Consider the following 20,023-nt stretch of genomic DNA (forward strand, 5'->3'; position numbering starts at 1 on the left):
CAGATGCAGACTCAGATGCAGATGCAGACGCAGATGCAGATTCAGATGCTGACGCAGACAAAGATCATAATGACAAAGTAAATAATAAAGAATTGCCTGATACTGGTAATGAAAATAATGGTACATTATTTGGTTCATTATTCGCTGCGCTTGGAGGATTATTCTTAGTTGGCAGACGTCGTAAAAACAAAAATAATGAAGAAAAATAATAGATAAACTTCATATTTACACAATGAAATTTAAAACCAGGCCTCCATGGCCTGGTTTTATTTTCAATACTATGATATAGATTGATCGAAATAGAATATATAAGGAGAAAAATATGGATTTTGAATATAAATTAGAAAAATTATTAACCGAAGTAAATAATAAAAATGAAATTAATAATTATGTTTTTTTAAGTTTGGGTAAACCTAACATCAAAGCACAAGTTAAATTAATCAAAAAAACCAACTATCTTAAACAAGATATTTCAAAATTGGCACTAAAATTTAAAAAGAAATCAGGGGAATTTCCTGAGTGGATTAAATTAGATATTGTAACGTCGACTGAAAAAATATTATTTAAAGAATTAAAAAAAACACTGATCAATACAAGAAGAAATTATGTAGATTTTGGTATAGCATTTGATAGTCAATGGAATTTTGCAGTATTACCTGAAGAAATTAACGCGAATGCTTTTGTTCGACCAGATAATACTACTAAAGAGTTATTTCTTTCGGAAAAAAACATCAATAATTATTTACGTAAATATACTACAAATAAAAAGGCATTTTCTAGTGATTTCTATAATGAAAAAGAAGTTATTAAATTCTATACACAAGGTTTCTTTATAGGTGATGAAGAAGTACATGAACTATATAGCGAAGGCTATAAAAAAGGTTTAAGAAAAGTAAATGATTTAAATAATGAAATTGATCAATTAATTGAAAGTAGTACTAATTTCTTACAAAATATGTTGTTAGATAATGGTAAATATATTTATGGATATTTTCCTCATTTTGATAATGAAATAGGATTCTACAATATTTTAAGACACTCTTCTTCTACTTATGCCTTAATTGAGGGTCTGTCTTATTTAGGTAAAAGCTTACAACCTGTTGAAAAAGCAATTGATTATGTCATTTCAAATCAACTGTTAGAGGTTGATGATAAAGCTTATATCTTTGATGATACAGAAGGAGCAAATGAAATCAAATTAGGACAAAATGCTTCATTTATATTCGCAGTTTGTGAATATTTAAAGCATGAAGATAATCCTAAATTTCTTGAGTCAGCTCAGAAAGTAGCTAAAGGTATTCTTTCAATGATAGATGAAGATACATATGAGACAACTCATTTATTGAATTATCCTGATTTAAGCGTAAAAGAGAAGTTCAGAATTATTTATTACGATGGTGAAGCAGCGCTTGCTTTATTGAGATTGTATCAAAAGGATGAAAATGAACTATGGCTAAAAACTGTAGAAAATTTGATGGATCGTTTCATTGAGAAGAAATATTGGCAATATCATGATCATTGGTTAGGATATTGTACGAATGAATTAGTTCAAATTAATCCACAAGACAAATATTTTGAATTTGGAATCAAAAATGTGAATAGTTACTTAGATTATATTAAAAATCGTGAAACAACATTTCCAACATTCTTAGAAATGTTAATGGCCACATATCGATTAGTTCAAAAAGCGAAAGATACGGGTCGCGATGAATTGGTAAACAATTTGATAGACGAACAATATTTGATAGATGTAATTAATATTAGAGCAGATTATCAACGTGTTGGATTTTTCTATCCAGAAGTAGCAATGTATTTTAAAAATCCAAGTCGTATTCTGGGTAGTTTCTTTATCAAACATCATGGATATCGAGTCAGAATTGATGACATTGAACATTATGTTTCAGGTTATGTGCAATTTCAAAAAGCTTTAAAAAAATAAAATATACCCCCTATATTTAGTGTATGAGTTCACTAAATATAGGAGGTATTATTTATTTTCTATATTTTAGTCTTGCGAAAGCATCATGTTGGTGAATAGATTCTTCGTTACGACATTCAATGTCAAAACCATCTATCCAATCAAATTCTACCAAGTCAGCAGCGATAAGACGAATTAAATCTTCGACGAATCGTGGATTTTCATAAGCGCGTTCTGTAACACGTTTTTCATCTGGACGTTTCAAAATTGGGTAAAGAATAGAACTTGCATTTGCTTCCATAGCATCTAGAATTTTATCTTTATAATCATCAACAACCTGGTTGTTTTTATCTAAATAAACTTTAACTGTAACTACACCACGTTGGTTGTGGGCTGAATATTCACTGATTTCTTTAGAACATGGGCATAGTGTTGTTACAGTTGCTTCAATTGTAATTTCTTTACGTGTAATTTGGTCTTGTTCAATGGCTAATCCGTAAGTGACATCGGCATTGCCTACTGCTTTAATGTTCGTTACTGGACTAAAGCGATCAAAGAACCATTTACCCGAAACATCAACACCTGCTGAGTTCTGTTTCATGTTTGTTTGTAATGTACGTAATACTTGATATAGTGTATCGAAATTCAACTCTAAACCATTGCTGTAATGTTTTTCTACGCTTTCTAGAATACGGCTCATGTTAATGCCTTTTTCATCTTGATTTAAGCTCGTTGAAAAGCTAAATTGTCCCGCCGTTTGGAAACGATCAATATTAACGGGGTAAATTAAATTTTTAATGCCGACTTCTTCGATTTCAAATAAGAAATTTTTATGTGTACTTTGTAAGTCAGTCATTTCATTTTTAGTTGTTGGTTTTGTACCTTCGATTGGGTCAACTGAGCCAAAGTGTTTCCAACGACCCTCACGTGTGGATAAATCAAATTCAGTCATTGTTTACCTCCCCTTAAGATTCAAAATGATATGTCCAATATGGTTCAACGTCTAAGAAACTTTGTGTTTCGCCACCGACTTCTGGACTCGCTAATTGTTTTAAAAATGGACCAGTTTGAGATGCATGTGCTTCGAAAGCTTTCAATTTAAGATCTCGATATGCACGAATGTCGTTTAATATATCTGGTTCGCCTAGTATTTCTGGTGCATCATTACTAAACGCTACAAGTTGTAAACGTGGTCGTGCTTCTTCAGGCATACGTCCTACGGTTCTTACTACAGCTTCGGCTGTTGCTTCATGGTCGGGATGAACAGCAAATTTAGGATAGAAAGAAATAATCACTGATGGATTTGTTTCTTCAATCAACTTTTTAACCATGTCATCCATTTGTTCATGAGGCTCAAATTCAACAGTTTTATCACGTAATCCCATTTTACGTAAATCGGTGATGCCAATAATCTTCATTGCTTCTTCTAATTCACGTTCACGTATATCAGGTAGTGATTCTCGAGTTGCAAAAGGAGGATTACCTAAATTACGTCCCATTTGTCCTAATGTTAGGCATGCATAAGTGACAGGAATGCCGTTATCAATATAACTTGCAATCGTTCCAGCTGATGAGAAGGTTTCATCATCAGGGTGTGGGAATATCATTAACACGTGTCTTTCATCTTTCATGAATAAACCTCCTCTATACTGTAAATGGCTTTTCACTAATCTCAATTGTGGCAGCCAATTGTCCTTCATAGTTAAATCCTGCGATTAAAAATTCGTTGTTGTTATTGATTTCGTAATGCGTTAGTCCTTGAACATAGACCCAACCTCCGTCACGAAGTTTTAAACCTACTCTATAGGGGTCTTTCTCTCCACCTTTAAGTTGTGCATGTTCATATGTGACTTGTATATTTCTTAAAAATGTACCCGCATTAAAGACACGTTGATCGAAATGATTTGCATATGCACCATTAGTCGTTTCAACGTGTAGGTATACAGGTTTATTTTCGAATGATGTTAATAATTGTTGTACTTCTTCAGCGTTAATGAGTTCCAACACTTTCACTCCTTGCAACCATACAATATGTTTATCTATTTATTTTACTAAAAAGAAGAGACTAATTGTACATCTCTGCTCAATTTATTTAGAAAAAGTGGTAATTATATCTTTAAAGAGTTGATTTACTGTAAGTATTATATGAGATTAGTGAGTAAATTGTTAGGTTTAGGAGTATTGTTTAAAAATTTATAAGACGGGTAGACTAATGAATGTGAAAGATAATATAAGAACTGAAGATATATCACTTTAGTAATGAAAGGATGTTTGCATTGGAATTACAATTAGCAATCGATTTATTAAACAAAGAAGAAGCAGCAGAATTAGCTAAAAAAGTTGAGGAATATGTAGATATCGTAGAAATTGGTACGCCAATCGTAATCAACGAAGGTTTACCAGCAGTTCAACATTTAGATGAAAATATTAACAACGCTAAAGTATTAGCTGACCTTAAAATTATGGACGCAGCAGACTATGAAGTAAGCCAAGCAATTAAATTTGGTGCAGATGTTGTAACAATCTTAGGTGTGGCTGAAGACGCTTCAATTAAAGCGGCAGTTGAGGAAGCACATAAACATGATAAACAATTATTAGTTGATATGATTGCGGTACAAGATTTAGAAAAACGTGCAAAAGAATTAGATGAAATGGGTGCTGACTATATTGCAGTACACACTGGATATGACTTACAAGCAGAAGGTCAATCTCCATTAGACAGTTTACGTACTGTTAAATCTGTCATTAAGAATTCTAAAGTTGCTGTAGCTGGTGGTATTAAACCAGATACAATTAAAGATATTGTTGCAGAACAACCTGACTTAGTTATCGTTGGTGGCGGTATTGCTAATGCTGATGATCCAGTCGAAGCTGCTAAACAATGTCGTGACGCGATTGAAGGTAAGTAATTATGTCTCAATTTACTAATTACAAATTAATTCTTGAAGAATTAGATCATACGTTATCTCATGTTCAAGATGAACAATATGACCGCTTTGCAAATGATGTAAATGGTGCGCAAAGAATCTTCACTGCAGGTAAGGGCCGTTCAGGATTTATGGCAAATAGTTTTGCTATGCGACTTAATCAACTTGGTAAAGAAGCATTTGTAGTAGGTGAATCAACCACACCTTCTATTAAAGAACACAATTTATTTGTTATTTTATCTGGTTCGGGTTCAACTGAACATTTACGCTTATTAGCTGAAAAAGCACAATCATTAGGTGCTAAAGTTGTATTATTAACAACCAGCCCTGATTCTCCAATTGGTGAGTTAGCTGAAACAGTAATTGAGTTACCAGCTGGCACAAAACACAATGTTGAAGGGTCTGAACAACCATTAGGAAGCTTATTTGAACAATCATCATTATTGTTCTTAGATAGCGTGGTTCTGGGCTTAATGGAAACATTTGTTATAAGTGAAGAAGAAATGCAAAATAATCATGCAAATTTAGAATAAATAGTATTTATTTAATCCAATCGATTCCCTTAAAAGGCATCGATTGGATTTTTTAATAGATTAATAAATGACATATCGCTTTTATGGAAAATTCTTAATGTAATAGCAAGTGAGTTATATTAAAAATAATGTTAACATAATATAAAATGAAGTTAACATTTAAGTACGGAAGAGGTCATATCATGCTAGAAATCATAAAGCGACTTGAATATTACGCTAAGGTTCAGCCTCAATCCATAGCACTGCAAATCGATGATGAAATTGTAAATTATGAGAGTTTATACCAAAAAATATGTGATTGCACTTTGAATTCACCAAAATTTAAGCTTGGAAGTAGAGTGGCACTATTAAGTGACTCTCCAATAGTAAATATAACAAATTATTTTGTTATTTTAATGATGGATGGAGTTCCATGTTTTTTAGATAACAAATGGTCACGCGATACTATTGATAAACTTATAGAAAATTATCATATTGAATATATAACGACTGCTGTTGGAAAGTTTAAACGTACAACATCATTTGGTACATATGATAAATATATAAGTGAGCAATTAAAAGTGGATGACTTGTTACATATTGGATATACATCTGGCACTACCGGCTTACCTAAAGCTTATTATCGTAACGAACATTCATGGATTGCATCTTATGTTGAAAATGAAAAACTTATATATAACTATGAAAAAGCTCTCGCTGCACCAGGTCCACTCGCACATTCGTTATCGTTATATACATGTATTTTCGCATTATATTCAGGTAGAACTTTCATTGGACAACGACAATTTGATGCAAAACGATTCATTTCCATATTAAATGAACAACATTCTAATATCGCACTTTTTCTTGTACCAACCATGTTGCATCAATTATTGAATGTAGATACGACTATCACACACATTAAATCTATATTTTGTAGTGGTGCGAAACTGTCAGAATCATTGTTTAAAACCGTGTCCCAACAATTTAAAAACGCAAATATAATTGAATTTTTTGGAACATCTGAAGCAAGTTTTATTACGTATAACTTTAATCAGACATCACCAACTAACTCTGTTGGTCAAGTATTTCCTAATGTTTCAATTAAACTTGAAGCGCAAGATAATCGGAAAATAGGTTTATTGAAGGTTCAAAGTAATATGATTTATTCAGGGTATGTCGATGTTGAAGTGGTGCAACCTCATAGCTGGATTGAAACCGGAGATTATGCATACATACAAAATAATCAACTTTATTTAGTAAGTCGTAAAAGTGACCGACTTATTATTGGGGGTAAAAATATATATCCTAATGTAATAGAACAGCAAGTGAAATCATTAGATGGAATTGAAGAAGCGGTTGTCGTTGGTGAGCCACATAGACGATTTGGAGAAATTGCAGTATTAATTTATGTAGGAAATCAAGAACTTGATTATACGACATTGAGACGGTATTTACGACAAACGTTATCAAGATATGAAATTCCTTCAAAGCTTGTAAGGGTAAAAGATTTGCCATTTACCAATAGTGGCAAAGTAGCACGTAACACTGTTCAAACATTATATTTAGAGGGAGCGTTTAAAGTATGAAAGAAGCAGTTGTAATATGGGCTAAAAGAACACCGTTTGGTAAATATGGTGGTGCGTTAAGACATTTAGAACCTGAAGCGCTGTTGTTACCACTTTTTCAAAATTTGAAGCAAACATTTCCTGAAGTAATGGATCAAGTGGATGATGTTGTATTAGGTAATGTTGTAGGGAATGGTGGTAATGTTGCGAGAAAGTCGTTACTAGAAGCCGGGTTAAATCATCGAATTCCTGGCATAACTTTAGACCGTCAATGTGGTTCGGGTTTAGAAAGTATCATTTATGCGTGTCGAATGGTGCAATGTGCGGCTGGGAAAGTGTTCATTGCTGGTGGCGTAGAGAGTACAAGTCGTGCACCATGGAAAATTAAGCGTCCTCAATCTGTCTATGAAATGCAATTACCACAATTTTTTGAGCGTGCATCATTTGCACCTGAAGGTCAAGATCCAAGCATGATAGAAGCAGCTGAGAATGTCGCGCAACATTATAATATATCTCGTAATGATCAAGACTTATTTGCAGCACGTAGTCATCGGTTAGTGGCAACGCATTTTAATAATGGTGATATTAATCGTGAGATTGTTCCTCTTACAATTAAAGGGGCGTTGTTTGATAGGGATGAAAGTTTAAAGCCAAATCTGACTGAGGCGCGTTTGCACAGATTACGTCCAATATTACCAAATGGTACAGTTACAGTTGGTAATAGTTGCATGAAGAATGATGGCGCCGGAATAGCTTTAATTATGGAAAAGGAAATGGCTGTGGCAATGGGGATTAAATGGGGAATGTTGTATAGAGATGCTGTTACAACAGGTGTGGATCCAACCTTATTAGGGATAGGTCCAGTACCCGCAGTTTCTCAATTATTGAAAAGGCAGAAATTAAATATTGAAGATATATCAGCCATTGAACTGAATGAAGCATTTAGTTCTCAAGTGCTGGCATCTATAAATGAGTTGCATTTAGGTTTGGACAAGGTAAATCAATGGGGAGGTGCGATTGCTACTGGACATCCATATAGTGCTAGTGGCGCGGCATTAGTTGCTAGATTATTAAACTTACCTAATTGGCAATATGGAATTGCTACGATGGGTATAGGAGGAGGTATGGGAAATGCAGTACTCTTTGAAAAGTGGCGCCAATGAAACAAGAGAGTTTAAGTTTCATTCCGAGGATGTCCGAATTTATTGTAGTGTAATAGGGAAGGAATATGACGGCACAGTACCACCGCTAATGTGTGCAAAGTTATGGCCTAAATTTAAAATGTTTCAAATCTTTAAAGGTGAAGCAATACGATTAGTACGTACTAATGTTGAAATGTTTGAAAATTTAGAAATCGACATACAATATTGTGCATATTTAACGCATAAAAAATCTGAAAAAGTAAAGCAATTTGACCGTTTTATTTTTAAATTGGAAATTAATAAAAATAATAAAACATGTATGGTTGTCGAACAAACGTTTATTTCTGAGGATGGAATATATGGTTTTTAATAGGAAAATAGTAGAACAGTATTTAGCAATTGTAGCTGACGAAAATCCAATTCATGAGTATATCGTTCCGGGACAATTAATTGTTGAAAAGGTATTTTCTATGATGGATGATCAATGGTCTAGCTATAAAATTAAGTATGTTCAAACCACTGATATCAATGAATTAATAGATTTTGAAGTGGTTGAAAACGAACGGATTATTGTTTCGAATAAAGCTAATGAGGTAAAACTAGTTATAATTAGAAATTGATAAAATTATTAATTTTTAATTATAGCTTTTATTGTTTTTATTAAAATTGTGTAAGCGTGTACAAAAGAAGGTTGTTAAATTCTGTAAAATGAATAATATTGTATTTTTTGAAATTTATATAATTTTTAGTAATTTGACAACATTCATTAGGTCCGTATAATTATGTAACATAAATAGAAGGAGTGTTACAGGTCATGGATTTTAAAAAAGATAGAATTAACATGGTCAATGGGCAAACAGCGAAGAAAACTGTATTTGCCATGGGTATTGGTAACGCCATGGAATGGTTCGACTTTGGTGTCTATGCGTACACTACGGCATATATCGGAGCGAATTTCTTTTCGCCAGTACAAAACCCACAGATTTAACAAATATTTACATTTGCAGCATTAGCAATTGCCTTACTATTACGACCAATAGGTGGGATAGTGTTTGGAATCATTGGTGATAAGTACGGTCGTAAAGTTGTATTGACGACGACTATTATTTTAATGGCTCTATCAACATTAACGATAGGTGTTTTACCAAACTACGATATGATAGGATTATAGGCACCAGCGCTCTTACTGCTCGCTAGAATATTACAGGGATTTTCTACTGGTGGTGAATATGCTGGAGCAATGACATATATTGCTGAAATTTCACCAGATAAGAAGCGTAATAGTTTAGGTAGTGGTCTTGAAATTGGAACTTTATCGGGTTATATCGCAACTTCAATTATGATCGCATTATTAAGTTTCTTCTTAAGTGATGCACAAATGGAAGCGTGGGGTTGGAGAATTCCATTTATATTAGGTTTATTCCTTGGTTTATTTGGACTTTATTTACGTCGTAAACTTGAAGAATCTCCAATCTATGAAAATGATGTAGAAACACCAGCACGTGATAACATAGGATTCTTTACAATTATTCGTTATTACTTTAAAGATATCTTAGTATGTTTCGTAGCAGTTGTATTCTTCAATGTAACTAACTATACAGTTACTGCTTATTTACCAACATACTTAGGACAAATTGTTAAAATTGATGAAACAACTACAAGTGTGTTAATTACATGTGTTATGGCAGTAATGATTCCGTTAGCATTATTCTTCGGTAAATTAGCGGATAAAATTGGTGAGAAGAAAGTATTCTTGATTGGTACTGGTGGTCTTACACTATTAAGTATTGTGGCATTTAGTTTACTCAATACAAAATCATTACCATTCATTATACTTGGTGTGTTTATTTTAGGTTTCTTCTTATCAACCTACGAAGCAACAATGCCTAGTTCATTACCAACAATGTTCTTTACACATATTAGATATCGTACATTAGCAGTTACATTTAATATTTCGGTTTCACTATTTGGTGGTACAACACCGTTAGTTAACTCATGGTTAGTTGAATCAACTGGTAACATTTACGCACCAGCGTATTATTTAACTGCTATTAGTATTATAGGCTTTATTGTGATTGCGGTACTGCATGTAAGTACAGCAGGCAAATCACTTAAAGTTCTTATCCTAATGTTGACAATAAAAAGGATTTAGAATTTTATGAATCAAATCCTAAAAAAAGCATTATGGTGGATTAAAGTTAAGAAAAAATAAAAACGCATAATAATTATCAATTAAACACATTGATGCACGTTCGCATCAATGCGTTTTTTAATTCATTTAACTTTAAATAGAAGTACTATAAATAATTAGCGACGTAAAAATATAGCGTCAATGTTAGCAAAGCTTAAAGTTACTCTCTAAGCATACGAGGGGGGACAATCCTCGTCTAACATCGACGCTATTTAAATAAGGTGAGTTTTGGAATGATTAATGACTTATAAAGTTACTTATAGTATCAGGGGGGCATAAGAACTTTAAATCAATTTTGGGAATAATTCATCTGTTTGAATTCTCAATTTGGAAAACACTTTTACTGTACTTCGTGTTGTACAAATGACTTAATAACTTAGTTTCATGTTATCAAGGTCATTTTCTAGTAGAGAGAGCAATTTATAAATTTCATTCTTGTTAAACGTTTTATCAAATTTTACCGTAATTGTCTTGAAGGTTTTCGTAATGATTTCGTACATTGGGATACCATTCTCTATATTTTGCTTGTAGATAATCATGATGTGTAATTCCTCCTTTGTCTCTCTACACTTAATATAGTAAAGTAATTTTAAAATAAAAACATGAGTCCAAGGTACCAACTTTGAATACAACGTATAGCCTATCACTTTCTACGACTTAATACCTAGAATTTATAATAAGCCTAAATTAATGTGAATGACTTAAATAAAATAGCTCCTCAATGAATGGTCTTAATAAAGACTTTATTGAGGAGGTTAGTTTGAGTTTATAAAAATTAAGTGTTTACTATTAAACTTCTGTTACGTCTACATCGATGTGTTCAACACGATTATAGGCACCATGATCTACTGGACCTACGAAGTCATTCATTTTCCAGCCATTTTTAATTGCTGAAGCAACAAATGCTTTGGCACTAATAACAGCTTCTTTAGGTGATTTACCATTAGCTAAGTATGCTGTTGTAGCGGCTGCGAATGTACAACCGGCACCGTGGTTGTAGCTTTGTTGGAACATATCTGTTGTTAATTGGTAGAACGTATTACCGTCATAGTATAAGTCGTAAGATTTATCTTGATCTAACGCTTTACCACCTTTAATAATGACGTTTTGAGCGCCTTGATTAAAGATGATGTCTGCTGCTTTCTTCATGTTTTCGATTGAAGTTAATTTACCTAAACCAGAAAGTTGGCCTGCTTCAAACAAGTTAGGTGTCACAACAGTTGCTTTTGGTAATAAATATTCAATCATTGCATCAGTATTTCCTGGGTTAAGTACTTCATCTTCACCCTTACATACCATAACAGGATCTACTACGAAATATTGTGCGCCTGACTCTTCAAATGCTTCTCCAGCACGTTTAATGATTTCTTGAGTACCTAGCATGCCAGTTTTAACAGCATCTGGACCAATTGAAATCGCTGTTTCAAGTTGCTTTTCAAATAAATCCATAGGAAGTGGTGTCACATCATGAGACCAAGTTTCCTTATCCATTGTTACAACAGCTGTTAAAGCGACCATGCCGTATGTGTCTAATTCTTGGAAAGTTTTAAGGTCAGCTTGCATACCAGCTCCCGCACTTGTATCTGAACCTGCAATTGTTAATACTTTTTTTAAAGCCATGTAAATTCACTCCCGACAATTTCTAATCTATGTCTTATAATATCACGTTTATCAGACTACGTGCTAGCTTGAAGTAATGGATAAAATCAATAACTGATTAGGTTAGCATTATGTTAAAATATGGCTTGAGGTGAAAATGATGGAATGGTCAGAAATATTTCATGATATTACGGAACGACACGATTTCAAAGAGATGCACGATTTTTTAGAAAAAGAATATACAACACAAACCATTTATCCAGATAGAGACAATATTTATCAAGCCTTTGATTTAACACCTTTTGAAGATGTGAAAGTGGTTATATTAGGTCAAGACCCTTATCATGGACCGAATCAAGCTCATGGTTTAGCGTTTTCTGTGCAACCTAATGCTAAATTCCCACCTTCTTTGAGAAATATGTATCAGGAATTGGAAGATGATATCGGGTGTCATCGGACATCACCACATTTACAAGATTGGGCTCGTGAAGGTGTCTTGTTATTAAATACTGTTCTGACAGTTCGACAAGGACAAGCACACTCGCATAAGGATATTGGATGGGAAACATTTACAGATGAAGTGATCCAAGCTATTTCGAAACATCGTGATGATGTTGTATTCATATTATGGGGCAAGCCTGCACAACAGAAAATTAAATTAATTGATACATCAAAACACTATATTATTAAATCGCCACATCCAAGTCCGTTATCGGCTTATCGTGGGTTCTTTGGTTCTAAACCATATTCAAAAACTAATGATTATTTAGTATCTAAAGGTAAATCACCTATCAATTGGTGCGAGAATGGGGAGGCTTAAATGAATAGAGCGCAAGTGATTCAATTAATTGAACATGAATTAGTGCAAGCTGATGAAGCTACTAACGAGCAACAATTCGAAAAACATATGTATGCGATTCATACATTAACATCGATATATGCTAATGACGTAAGTAAGACAGCGTCATCAAAATCACAAGGTCAGGATTTTACAAATACTGTGGCTACGTCATTATCAAAAGTAAATCAAAGTTCAAACACATCATCGTCACAAGGTAAATCCAAAGTGACTGCTGCAGAAATTGAGGCGATGGGTGGAAAAGTTCCAGATTCAATGAAATCGTCACAGAATAATAGTTTGCCATCTAATACAATGGTAACGGATGATGAAATTGGTAATGGAGAATCAATATTTGATTTTTAAACTGAATGAGGAGAATGAATGTATATGATGAAATTATTTATAATACTAGGTGCGCTATGTACAATGATGTCAGTTGGTACTGGGGCATTTGGTGCACATGGTCTTGAAGGTAAATTATCGGACAAATATATGTCAGTATGGGAAAAAGCAGTGAATTATCAAATGTACCATGGATTAGGATTAATCATTATTGGTGTTATTAGTGGTACAACATCTATTAATGTGAATTGGGCAGGTTGGCTCCTCTTCCTAGGTGTGGTGTTTTTTAGTGGTTCGTTATATATATTAGCTTTAACACAAATCCGTATCTTAGGAGCGATTACGCCAATTGGTGGTGTATTATTCATCGCGGGTTGGTTAATGCTTATTATCTCTACATTTAAATTAGTAGGATAAAATTTAACATAATTTATCAAATTTATTAGTTTTATTTAAAATTGTAAAGCACTTATATTGTGTCAATAGTATAGATTAAACAACTCACCTTTTGGGTATATAGCATACTTGAGGTGAGTTTATTTTATGAGTAAAAATAATAAAAATCAGGATATAGATAGAGGCGATTTGAAACAGAACCTCTCTGAAAAGTTTGTTTGGGCTATTGCTTATGGCTCATGTATAGGTTGGGGTGCTTTTATTTTACCTGGAGATTGGATTAAGCAATCTGGTCCAATTGCTGCTTCTATAGGTATCGTAATTGGTGCATTATTAATGATACTCATTGCAGTAAGTTATGGGGCCTTGATAGAAAAATTTCCAGTTTCAGGTGGCGCCTTTGCATTTAGTTACTTAAGTTTTGGTAGATACGTTAGTTTCTTCTCATCATGGTTTTTAACATTTGGGTATGTATGTGTTGTTGCACTTAATGCAACGGCATTTAGTTTATTAGTAAAATTTCTATTTCCAGATTTGTTGAATAATGGGAAGTTATACACGATTGCAGGATGGGACGTTTACATAACTGAAATCATTATTGCCACTGTGTTATTGCTTGTCTTTATGCTAGTAGCAATCCGTGGTGCAAGTGTATCAGGTTCATTGCAATATTACTTTTGCGTAGCTATGGTTATTGTTGTGTTGCTTATGTTTTTCGGTTCGTTCTTTGGAAATAATTTTGCATTTGAGAATTTACAACCATTAGCTAATCCTAAATCAGGTTGGTTCACATCTATAATTATGATTGTGGCAGTAGCGCCTTGGGCGTATGTTGGCTTTGACAACATTCCTCAAACTGCAGAAGAATTTAACTTTTCACCTAATAAGACATTTAAATTGATAGTGTATAGTTTGTTGGCAGCGTCACTGACGTATGTCGTAATGATTTTATACACAGGTTGGTTAAGTACTAATAATGCAAGTTTAAATGGTAACTTATGGGTAACAGGTGCTGAAACACAGTCAGCATTTGGTTATATTGGTTTAGGTATATTAGCTATAGCGATTATCATGGGTATATTTACAGGTTTAAATGGATTTTTAATGAGTGCAAGTCGATTGTTATTCTCAATGGGGCGTTCAGGCATTATGCCAACAGCTTTTAGTAAATTGCATTCTAAATATAAGACACCATATGTAGCGATTATCTTTTTAGTAGCTGTTACATTAATCGCACCTTGGTTAGGTCGTACTGCATTAACATGGATTGTTGATATGTCGTCAACTGGCGTATCAATTGCTTATTTTATTACATGTTTATCTGCAGCTAAGTTGTTCAGTTTTAATAAAGAAAGTAATACGTACGGACCTGTTTATAAGACATTTGCCATTTTTGGTTCGATTGTATCATTTATTTTCCTTCTGTTATTGTTAGTGCCTGGATCACCAGCATCGCTCTCAATGCCGTCATATATTGCCTTAGGTGGATGGTTAGTAATTGGACTGATTTTCTTCGTTATCCGTTATCCTAAATTGAAGCGAATGGATAGTGATGAATTAAGTCGATTAATTTTAAATCGTTCTGAAAAAGAAGTCGAAGATATGGTAGATGATACTTATAAATAATTTAACTTTAAAAAGCGCGGGCTCTAGGGAGCCACGCGCTTTTCTAATATCAACAATAGTATAAATGATGTTATATTCTTTTTCGTGTTCTTGCAAAACCAGATAATATAATTTTAGAAATTTGGTCTGCAAATAATAAGCCGAGCGCAATGGCGCCAGCAATGAGTGTTACTTCAAGCATTGTATTAATCGCTTTACTAAAGTCTAATAGTACTAAATTCTTAGTAGCATCGAACGCTAGACCACCAGGTACAAGAGGAATAATTCCAGGTACCATGAAGATAATTGCCGGTTCTCTCTTTGTACGAGCCATATAGTGACTAATTAAACCTAACGCTAAACTTCCGAAGAAACTTGAGTAGATCGTATGTGTGTTTAAACCTTGATAAAAAAGAATGTAAACCATCCAACCACATGCTCCTACAAATCCGCAAGAGAGATAGAGTTTCCTAGGCGCATCGAAGATCACACAGAAAAAAAGTGAAGCGGTATAACTAAAAATTAAGTTTAATATCCAAAACATTCATTCCCACTCCTAAACTAAGATTAAAACTGAGCCAACGCCAGCGCCAATACCAAAAGCAGTGACGAGTGCTTCTAAGGACTTCGTTGTAAACATAAGCATGTGTCCACCAAATAGATCTTGAATGGCATTTGTTATAAGTACTCCAGGAACAATAGGCATTACAGAGGCAATAATAATTGTTGCAAGATCACCTGTGGGTAATAAATAATGACCAAGTACTGATATAATTCCAATAACGAGTGACCCTAAAAATTCTGGAATAAATTGCGCATGTAAACGTCTATCTAGTATTTCAACTACAAGATAACCTAAGCCACCCGCTAACAATGCAGTGATAACATCGACAAGTTTACCATCCTGTAAATATAGGAAACTAATAGCAATAATGGCAGCAGCAATTCCCTTGAATAGTAAACTACTATCACGTTTAGCAACATATATATTCTCAAGTTTTAATTTAGCTTCTTCTAGTGTAATTGCACCTTTTGTGATTAAGCGTGAGATTTCATTTGTTTGAGAAATTTTAATGAGATTCGTATCACGTGAATTGATTCTAAAAATTCGAGGATAAGATTCATTATGTAATGTAAATTGAATAACAGTATTGGTAACAAAGCTGTTACTCTCAGAGTAGCCTAATTTACGTGCAATACGTGTCATTGTATCTTCAACACGTGTACCTTCAGCACCGGACTCCAATAATATGCGTCCAGCCATCATGACAACGTCTTTAATTAATTTTTCATCTGCATTTTCGTGTATTTGTGTATTATCCATTTCATCACCATTCGTTAAGATGTACTCATAATTATAGTCAATGAGTCTAAGATATAAAAGTCTTTTAGGTTTATGATACAAAATTAAAGTAGCTAATTGAAGTAAGCACGCTTATATTAAAAGTTTCTAAGCTCTGATTCACTCTTATAAAAAGAATCTCACACATTAAGTATGTTTGTGTATAACAAATGACTAGAAAATCCGCGCTTTAAAATGAAGAAACTATAACAATTAAATGTTAAAAAAATTAAAAAGAGTGTACATTAATCATTATAGTATAATGTTGCAATACATTTAAAAAATATATACAAACTCATTTTATAATGTTTCAAAATATTACAATTTGGTTAAATAATAATTAGTTAGCAATTTATGAATAATATTGGGTAGCGACAATATTTTCATAGTTGTTAATGTTCAGAGTAGTAATTAAGTTCTCCCAAAACACATACTACACTATAATAGCCTGAGGCATAGTAAGTGCCTCAGGTTATCGTTGTTTAAAAAACTATTTAAATGTGGCGATTAATAGCTATTCCCTAAATATTCGTTTATTAAACTATTATCAAAATAAGATATTGTGGGCATTTATAAAGTTTGGCACGTCATCTTTGTTAGAGATACATTAGAGTTCCATTATCAATTTATTTCTATAAATAAAAAGTTCCCTCCAAAGCCATGTTCAAGCAAGCTTAGAAGGGAACAAGTTATGAATATCACAAAATAGATTTATATACTAGCAAGTTTAGATAGCAAAAAAGTGTTCGAAATCATCGGTTTTTAAGATGTGACCAATATAGAAACCACCAAATTCTCCATATCTAGCAGTTGTCTCATCAAAACGCATTTCGTATACAATTTTCTTGAATTGTAGTACATCATCGGAGAATAAAGTTACGCCCCATTCAAAGTCATCAAAACCAACTGACCCTGTGATGAATTGTTTGATCTTACCTGCATATTGTCGACCAATCATACCATGGTTATACATTAATTTCTTACGTTCTTCCATTGGTAACATATACCAGTTATAAGTCTCATTACGACGTTTATCCATTGGATAGAAACAAATATACTCTGTTCTAGGTAATTCTGGATATAGTCTCGCTCTAACATGTGGATTTTGATATGGATCTTCATCAGACTTACCTGCTAAGTAATTACCTAATTCAATCACTGACACGTATGAGTATGTTTGAATAAAGAAATCAGCAATACGAAGTTTATTGAGTTCATTTTCAATTTCATTAAGTTCTTTCATTTCTGGACGTAAGTACCATAATAAAATGTCAGCTTTTTGACCTGTAATATTATATAGCGCATAGTCGCCAGCTTGTTGTTCTCTAGCACTAGCTTTATCGTTAATGAATGTCTTGAATTCATTGATCATAGCTTCACGTTCATCCTCAGGCACTAGTCTAAATGTTGCCCAATCTACAGCATAAAATAAATGAAGACTGTACCAACCATCTAATGTTTCAGCTGCTTCACTCATGTGTATCACTCCTTCAAAATTGATTATTATTTAATACAGACTAAATTTTATCATAAAGAGAATTAGTAAACATACTTAAATGATTACAAATTAGTGAAATGGAAATATCACTATAAATACAGTATAATTAGAGTGCAAAATATTATTATGAAATTATTTAGGAGGGCATTATGTCTAGTTTATTAGATGTATTACAAGAAAAACTTTCAGGAAAAAATGTCAAAATCGTATTACCTGAGGGTGAAGATGAGCGTGTGTTAACAGCTGCTACACAATTACAAGCAACTGACTATGTAACACCTGTAGTTTTAGGTGATTATGACAAAATCATCTTATTAGCTAAAGATAAAGGATTAGATGTTTCAGACATCGAAATCATTAATCCATCTACAAGCGAATTAAAACCAGAATTAGTTAAATCATTCGTTGAACGCCGTAAAGGTAAAGCAACTGAAGAACAAGCTGATGAATTATTAAATAACGTTAACTATTTCGGAACGATGTTAGTTTACGCTGGTCATGCTGACGGGTTAGTAAGTGGTGCAGCACATTCAACTGGTGATACTGTTCGTCCTGCATTACAAATCATTAAAACGAAACCAGGCGTATCTAAAACTTCTGGTATCTTCTTTATGATTAAAGATGATCAACAATATGTATTCGGTGACTGTGCAATTAACCCAACATTAGAATCATCTGATTTAGCAGAAATCGCAGTTGAAAGTGCGAAATCAGCTAAAAGCTTCGGCATGGACCCACGTGTTGCTATGTTAAGCTTCTCAACTAAAGGTTCAGCTAAATCTGACGATGTTGATAAAGTAGCAAATGCAGTTAAATTAGCTCAAGAAAAAGTAGAATCTGAAGGCTTAACAGACGTTGTAATTGATGGTGAATTCCAATTTGATGCTGCTATTGTACCTTCAGTAGCTGAAAAAAAAGCGCCAGGCGCTAAAATCCAAGGTAATGTAAATGTCTTTGTATTCCCAAGTTTAGAAGCAGGTAATATTGGATACAAAATTGCTCAACGTTTAGGTGGTTTTGACGCAGTTGGTCCTGTATTACAAGGTTTAAACTCACCTGTTAACGACTTATCACGCGGTTGCTCAACTGAAGACGTTTATAAATTATCAATCATTACAGCTGCTCAAACATTACAATAATGGACTTAGCGAGTAAATACTTTAATGATATCGATTGGCGCTATGTAGATCATTCGTCCGGTTTAGCGCCAATGCAATCATTTGCTTTTGACGATACGTTTTCAGAAAGCGTAGGTAAAGATTTATCATGCAATGTGGTCAGAACATGGATTCACCAACATACCGTTATTCTCGGTATTCATGATTCGCGTTTACCATTTCTTAAAGATGGTATTCAATATTTAACTGATGAAATAGGTTATAACGCAATTGTGAGGAATTCGGGTGGTCTCGGTGTCGTGTTAGATCAAGGAGTATTAAATATCTCACTTATTTTCAAAGGTCAAACGGAAACGACAATTGATGAAGCATTTACAGTAATGTATTTATTGATTTGCAAGATGTTTGAAAATGAAGATATAGAGATTGATACACGAGAGATTGAGCACTCATATTGCCCAGGAAAATTTGATTTAAGCATTGATGGTAAAAAGTTTGCCGGCATTTCACAACGTCGTGTACGTGGTGGCATTGCAGTACAAATATATCTTTGTGTTGAAGGATCAGGTTCAGAACGCGCGGAAATGATGCGTGTCTTCTATGAACATGCACTTAAAGGCGAAGTAACTAAATTTAAATATCCAGATATACAACCTGAATGTATGGCATCACTGGAAACGTTGTTTGGTCGAGAGATTAAAGTCCAAGATGTGATGTTCCAATTATTACACGCTATTAAAGATTTAGGTGGTAATCTGAATATGGATCCAATCACTGAAGATGAATGGACACGTTATGAGGGTTACTTCGACAAGATGATAGATCGTAATGAGAAGATGAATCGTTCAATAGAAGCTGATTAAGCGTGAAACAACTTTTAAAATTGAAAATTTGATACAGTTTAAGAGGCTGGGACAAAATAAAATGTCTCAGCCTACTTTATCATGTTGTCAGTAGCTGACTGGTTTGAAAATGCGCTTGAGTCAAGCGTTTTTTCAAACCTAGTCATCCTTGCCTGGTAGGC

22 protein-coding genes and 1 pseudogene are annotated in these 20,023 nt (G+C 33.6%); 15 read left to right on the forward strand and 8 right to left on the reverse strand.

The genetic code is table 11. The features are described from left to right. Together HMPREF2715_RS11850 and HMPREF2715_RS04125 are read left to right on the forward strand one after the other, a co-directional pair. Positions 1-209, forward strand: a 209-nt coding sequence (locus HMPREF2715_RS11850; protein ID WP_141757443.1) for an LPXTG cell wall anchor domain-containing protein, incomplete at its 5' end; no start/stop codon positions are given. A 113-nt stretch (positions 210-322) separates the two neighbouring features. Next, complete coding sequence (locus HMPREF2715_RS04125; protein WP_070839477.1) at positions 323-1,939, forward strand: poly(glycerol-phosphate) alpha-glucosyltransferase; 1,617 nt, start codon at positions 323-325, stop codon at positions 1,937-1,939. Between the two features lie 52 nt (positions 1,940-1,991). Here the strand turns inward: HMPREF2715_RS04125 and folE2 are convergent, their stop codons facing one another. The 3 genes from folE2 to HMPREF2715_RS04140 are packed head-to-tail and all read right to left on the reverse strand — an operon-like array spanning position 1,992 to position 3,925. Next, complete coding sequence (gene folE2, locus HMPREF2715_RS04130; protein ID WP_070839479.1) at positions 1,992-2,870, reverse strand: GTP cyclohydrolase FolE2; 879 nt, start codon at positions 2,868-2,870, stop codon at positions 1,992-1,994. A 13-nt stretch (positions 2,871-2,883) separates the two neighbouring features. Next, complete coding sequence (gene bshB2 / locus HMPREF2715_RS04135) at positions 2,884-3,549, reverse strand: bacillithiol biosynthesis deacetylase BshB2 (RefSeq protein WP_053017978.1); 666 nt, start codon at positions 3,547-3,549, stop codon at positions 2,884-2,886. Positions 3,550-3,562: 13 nt separating this feature from the next. Further along, entirely contained in the window at positions 3,563-3,925 is a 363-nt protein-coding gene (locus HMPREF2715_RS04140) for a YojF family protein (RefSeq protein ID WP_161772886.1), read from the reverse strand. A 269-nt stretch (positions 3,926-4,194) separates the two neighbouring features. On the opposite strand from HMPREF2715_RS04140, the gene hxlA reads away from it, so the two are divergent. From hxlA to HMPREF2715_RS04175, 7 genes and pseudogenes are all read left to right on the forward strand, one after another. Further along, the gene (gene hxlA / locus HMPREF2715_RS04145; protein ID WP_037552403.1) at positions 4,195-4,827 is read left to right on the forward strand and encodes a 3-hexulose-6-phosphate synthase; all 633 of its coding nucleotides are present in this window, start codon (positions 4,195-4,197) and stop codon (positions 4,825-4,827) included. Positions 4,828-4,829: 2 nt separating this feature from the next. Further along, positions 4,830-5,378 (forward strand): 6-phospho-3-hexuloisomerase, encoded by a 549-nt coding sequence (gene hxlB / locus HMPREF2715_RS04150; protein WP_070839482.1) that lies wholly within the window; start codon positions 4,830-4,832, stop codon positions 5,376-5,378. 182 nt (positions 5,379-5,560) lie between these two features. Next, positions 5,561-6,946 (forward strand): long-chain fatty acid--CoA ligase, encoded by a 1,386-nt coding sequence (locus tag HMPREF2715_RS04155; RefSeq protein ID WP_070581325.1) that lies wholly within the window; start codon positions 5,561-5,563, stop codon positions 6,944-6,946. Beyond that, a complete protein-coding gene (locus HMPREF2715_RS04160) occupies positions 6,943-8,088 on the forward strand; it encodes an acetyl-CoA C-acyltransferase (protein WP_070839485.1) in 1,146 nt (381 codons plus the stop codon). The genes HMPREF2715_RS04155 and HMPREF2715_RS04160 overlap by 4 nt, the downstream gene beginning before the upstream one ends. After that, on the forward strand, positions 8,057-8,437 hold the full coding sequence (locus HMPREF2715_RS04165) for a hypothetical protein (protein WP_070839487.1): 381 nt from the start codon (positions 8,057-8,059) through the stop codon (positions 8,435-8,437). The genes HMPREF2715_RS04160 and HMPREF2715_RS04165 overlap by 32 nt, the downstream gene beginning before the upstream one ends. Continuing rightward, positions 8,427-8,687, forward strand: a complete 261-nt coding sequence (locus HMPREF2715_RS04170; protein WP_070839489.1) for a hypothetical protein — start codon at positions 8,427-8,429, stop codon at positions 8,685-8,687. The genes HMPREF2715_RS04165 and HMPREF2715_RS04170 overlap by 11 nt, the downstream gene beginning before the upstream one ends. A gap of 194 nt (positions 8,688-8,881) precedes the next feature. After that, positions 8,882-10,279 (forward strand): annotated as a pseudogene (locus tag HMPREF2715_RS04175) (MFS transporter). 347 nt (positions 10,280-10,626) lie between these two features. Here the strand turns inward: HMPREF2715_RS04175 and vraX are convergent. After that, a complete protein-coding gene (gene vraX, locus HMPREF2715_RS12015; protein WP_053022509.1) occupies positions 10,627-10,797 on the reverse strand; it encodes a C1q-binding complement inhibitor VraX in 171 nt (56 codons plus the stop codon). A gap of 250 nt (positions 10,798-11,047) precedes the next feature. Continuing rightward, positions 11,048-11,878 (reverse strand): bifunctional hydroxymethylpyrimidine kinase/phosphomethylpyrimidine kinase, encoded by an 831-nt coding sequence (gene thiD / locus HMPREF2715_RS04180; RefSeq protein ID WP_037552432.1) that lies wholly within the window; start codon positions 11,876-11,878, stop codon positions 11,048-11,050. Positions 11,879-12,017: 139 nt separating this feature from the next. On the opposite strand from thiD, the gene HMPREF2715_RS04185 reads away from it, so the two are divergent. From HMPREF2715_RS04185 to HMPREF2715_RS04200, 4 genes are all read left to right on the forward strand, one after another. Next, positions 12,018-12,677 (forward strand): uracil-DNA glycosylase, encoded by a 660-nt coding sequence (locus tag HMPREF2715_RS04185; RefSeq protein WP_070839491.1) that lies wholly within the window; start codon positions 12,018-12,020, stop codon positions 12,675-12,677. Continuing rightward, positions 12,678-13,061, forward strand: coding sequence for a YwdI family protein (locus HMPREF2715_RS04190; protein ID WP_053022507.1), 384 nt, complete (start codon positions 12,678-12,680; stop codon positions 13,059-13,061). Between the two features lie 27 nt (positions 13,062-13,088). Then, the gene (locus HMPREF2715_RS04195) at positions 13,089-13,457 is read left to right on the forward strand and encodes a DUF423 domain-containing protein (RefSeq protein WP_176746966.1); all 369 of its coding nucleotides are present in this window, start codon (positions 13,089-13,091) and stop codon (positions 13,455-13,457) included. Between the two features lie 126 nt (positions 13,458-13,583). Then, entirely contained in the window at positions 13,584-15,062 is a 1,479-nt protein-coding gene (locus HMPREF2715_RS04200; protein WP_070839495.1) for an APC family permease, read from the forward strand. 70 nt (positions 15,063-15,132) lie between these two features. On the opposite strand, the gene HMPREF2715_RS04205 is transcribed toward HMPREF2715_RS04200, so the two are convergent. From HMPREF2715_RS04205 to hemQ, 3 genes are all read right to left on the reverse strand, one after another. Further along, positions 15,133-15,585, reverse strand: coding sequence for a threonine/serine exporter family protein (locus HMPREF2715_RS04205; RefSeq protein WP_011276662.1), 453 nt, complete (start codon positions 15,583-15,585; stop codon positions 15,133-15,135). 12 nt (positions 15,586-15,597) lie between these two features. Continuing rightward, positions 15,598-16,365 (reverse strand): threonine/serine exporter family protein, encoded by a 768-nt coding sequence (locus tag HMPREF2715_RS04210; protein WP_053017129.1) that lies wholly within the window; start codon positions 16,363-16,365, stop codon positions 15,598-15,600. Positions 16,366-17,110: 745 nt separating this feature from the next. Then, the gene (gene hemQ, locus HMPREF2715_RS04215) at positions 17,111-17,860 is read right to left on the reverse strand and encodes a hydrogen peroxide-dependent heme synthase (RefSeq protein ID WP_011276660.1); all 750 of its coding nucleotides are present in this window, start codon (positions 17,858-17,860) and stop codon (positions 17,111-17,113) included. Between the two features lie 170 nt (positions 17,861-18,030). Between hemQ and pta the strand changes: the two genes are divergently transcribed. Both pta and HMPREF2715_RS04225 read left to right on the forward strand, forming a co-directional pair. Continuing rightward, on the forward strand, positions 18,031-19,020 hold the full coding sequence (gene pta / locus HMPREF2715_RS04220; protein WP_070839498.1) for a phosphate acetyltransferase: 990 nt from the start codon (positions 18,031-18,033) through the stop codon (positions 19,018-19,020). Beyond that, positions 19,020-19,862 carry a lipoate--protein ligase family protein gene (locus HMPREF2715_RS04225; protein ID WP_070581318.1) on the forward strand — a complete coding sequence of 281 codons (843 nt, stop codon included), beginning with the start codon at positions 19,020-19,022 and terminating at the stop codon, positions 19,860-19,862. Before pta ends, HMPREF2715_RS04225 begins: the two co-directional genes overlap by 1 nt. The last annotated feature ends 161 nt before the right edge of the window (positions 19,863-20,023 follow it).

The organism is Staphylococcus sp. HMSC062A01, from assembly GCF_001836805.1.
Taxonomy (GTDB): Bacteria; Bacillota; Bacilli; order Staphylococcales; family Staphylococcaceae; genus Staphylococcus; species Staphylococcus haemolyticus.

Coding starts and splice junctions, on each gene's coding strand:
- HMPREF2715_RS04125 (WP_070839477.1), top strand. CDS start 323: ATGGATTTTGAATATAAATTAGAAAAATTATTAACCGAAGTAAATAAT.
- folE2 (WP_070839479.1), bottom strand. CDS start 2,870: ATGACTGAATTTGATTTATCCACACGTGAGGGTCGTTGGAAACACTTT.
- bshB2 (WP_053017978.1), bottom strand. CDS start 3,549: ATGAAAGATGAAAGACACGTGTTAATGATATTCCCACACCCTGATGAT.
- hxlB (WP_070839482.1), top strand. CDS start 4,830: ATGTCTCAATTTACTAATTACAAATTAATTCTTGAAGAATTAGATCAT.
- HMPREF2715_RS04155 (WP_070581325.1), top strand. CDS start 5,561: ATGCTAGAAATCATAAAGCGACTTGAATATTACGCTAAGGTTCAGCCT.
- HMPREF2715_RS04160 (WP_070839485.1), top strand. CDS start 6,943: ATGAAAGAAGCAGTTGTAATATGGGCTAAAAGAACACCGTTTGGTAAA.
- HMPREF2715_RS04165 (WP_070839487.1), top strand. CDS start 8,057: ATGCAGTACTCTTTGAAAAGTGGCGCCAATGAAACAAGAGAGTTTAAG.
- HMPREF2715_RS04170 (WP_070839489.1), top strand. CDS start 8,427: ATGGTTTTTAATAGGAAAATAGTAGAACAGTATTTAGCAATTGTAGCT.
- vraX (WP_053022509.1), bottom strand. CDS start 10,797: ATGATTATCTACAAGCAAAATATAGAGAATGGTATCCCAATGTACGAA.
- thiD (WP_037552432.1), bottom strand. CDS start 11,878: ATGGCTTTAAAAAAAGTATTAACAATTGCAGGTTCAGATACAAGTGCG.
- HMPREF2715_RS04185 (WP_070839491.1), top strand. CDS start 12,018: ATGGAATGGTCAGAAATATTTCATGATATTACGGAACGACACGATTTC.
- HMPREF2715_RS04190 (WP_053022507.1), top strand. CDS start 12,678: ATGAATAGAGCGCAAGTGATTCAATTAATTGAACATGAATTAGTGCAA.
- HMPREF2715_RS04195 (WP_176746966.1), top strand. CDS start 13,089: ATGAAATTATTTATAATACTAGGTGCGCTATGTACAATGATGTCAGTT.
- HMPREF2715_RS04200 (WP_070839495.1), top strand. CDS start 13,584: ATGAGTAAAAATAATAAAAATCAGGATATAGATAGAGGCGATTTGAAA.
- HMPREF2715_RS04205 (WP_011276662.1), bottom strand. CDS start 15,585: ATGTTTTGGATATTAAACTTAATTTTTAGTTATACCGCTTCACTTTTT.
- HMPREF2715_RS04210 (WP_053017129.1), bottom strand. CDS start 16,365: ATGGATAATACACAAATACACGAAAATGCAGATGAAAAATTAATTAAA.
- hemQ (WP_011276660.1), bottom strand. CDS start 17,860: ATGAGTGAAGCAGCTGAAACATTAGATGGTTGGTACAGTCTTCATTTA.
- pta (WP_070839498.1), top strand. CDS start 18,031: ATGTCTAGTTTATTAGATGTATTACAAGAAAAACTTTCAGGAAAAAAT.
- HMPREF2715_RS04225 (WP_070581318.1), top strand. CDS start 19,020: ATGGACTTAGCGAGTAAATACTTTAATGATATCGATTGGCGCTATGTA.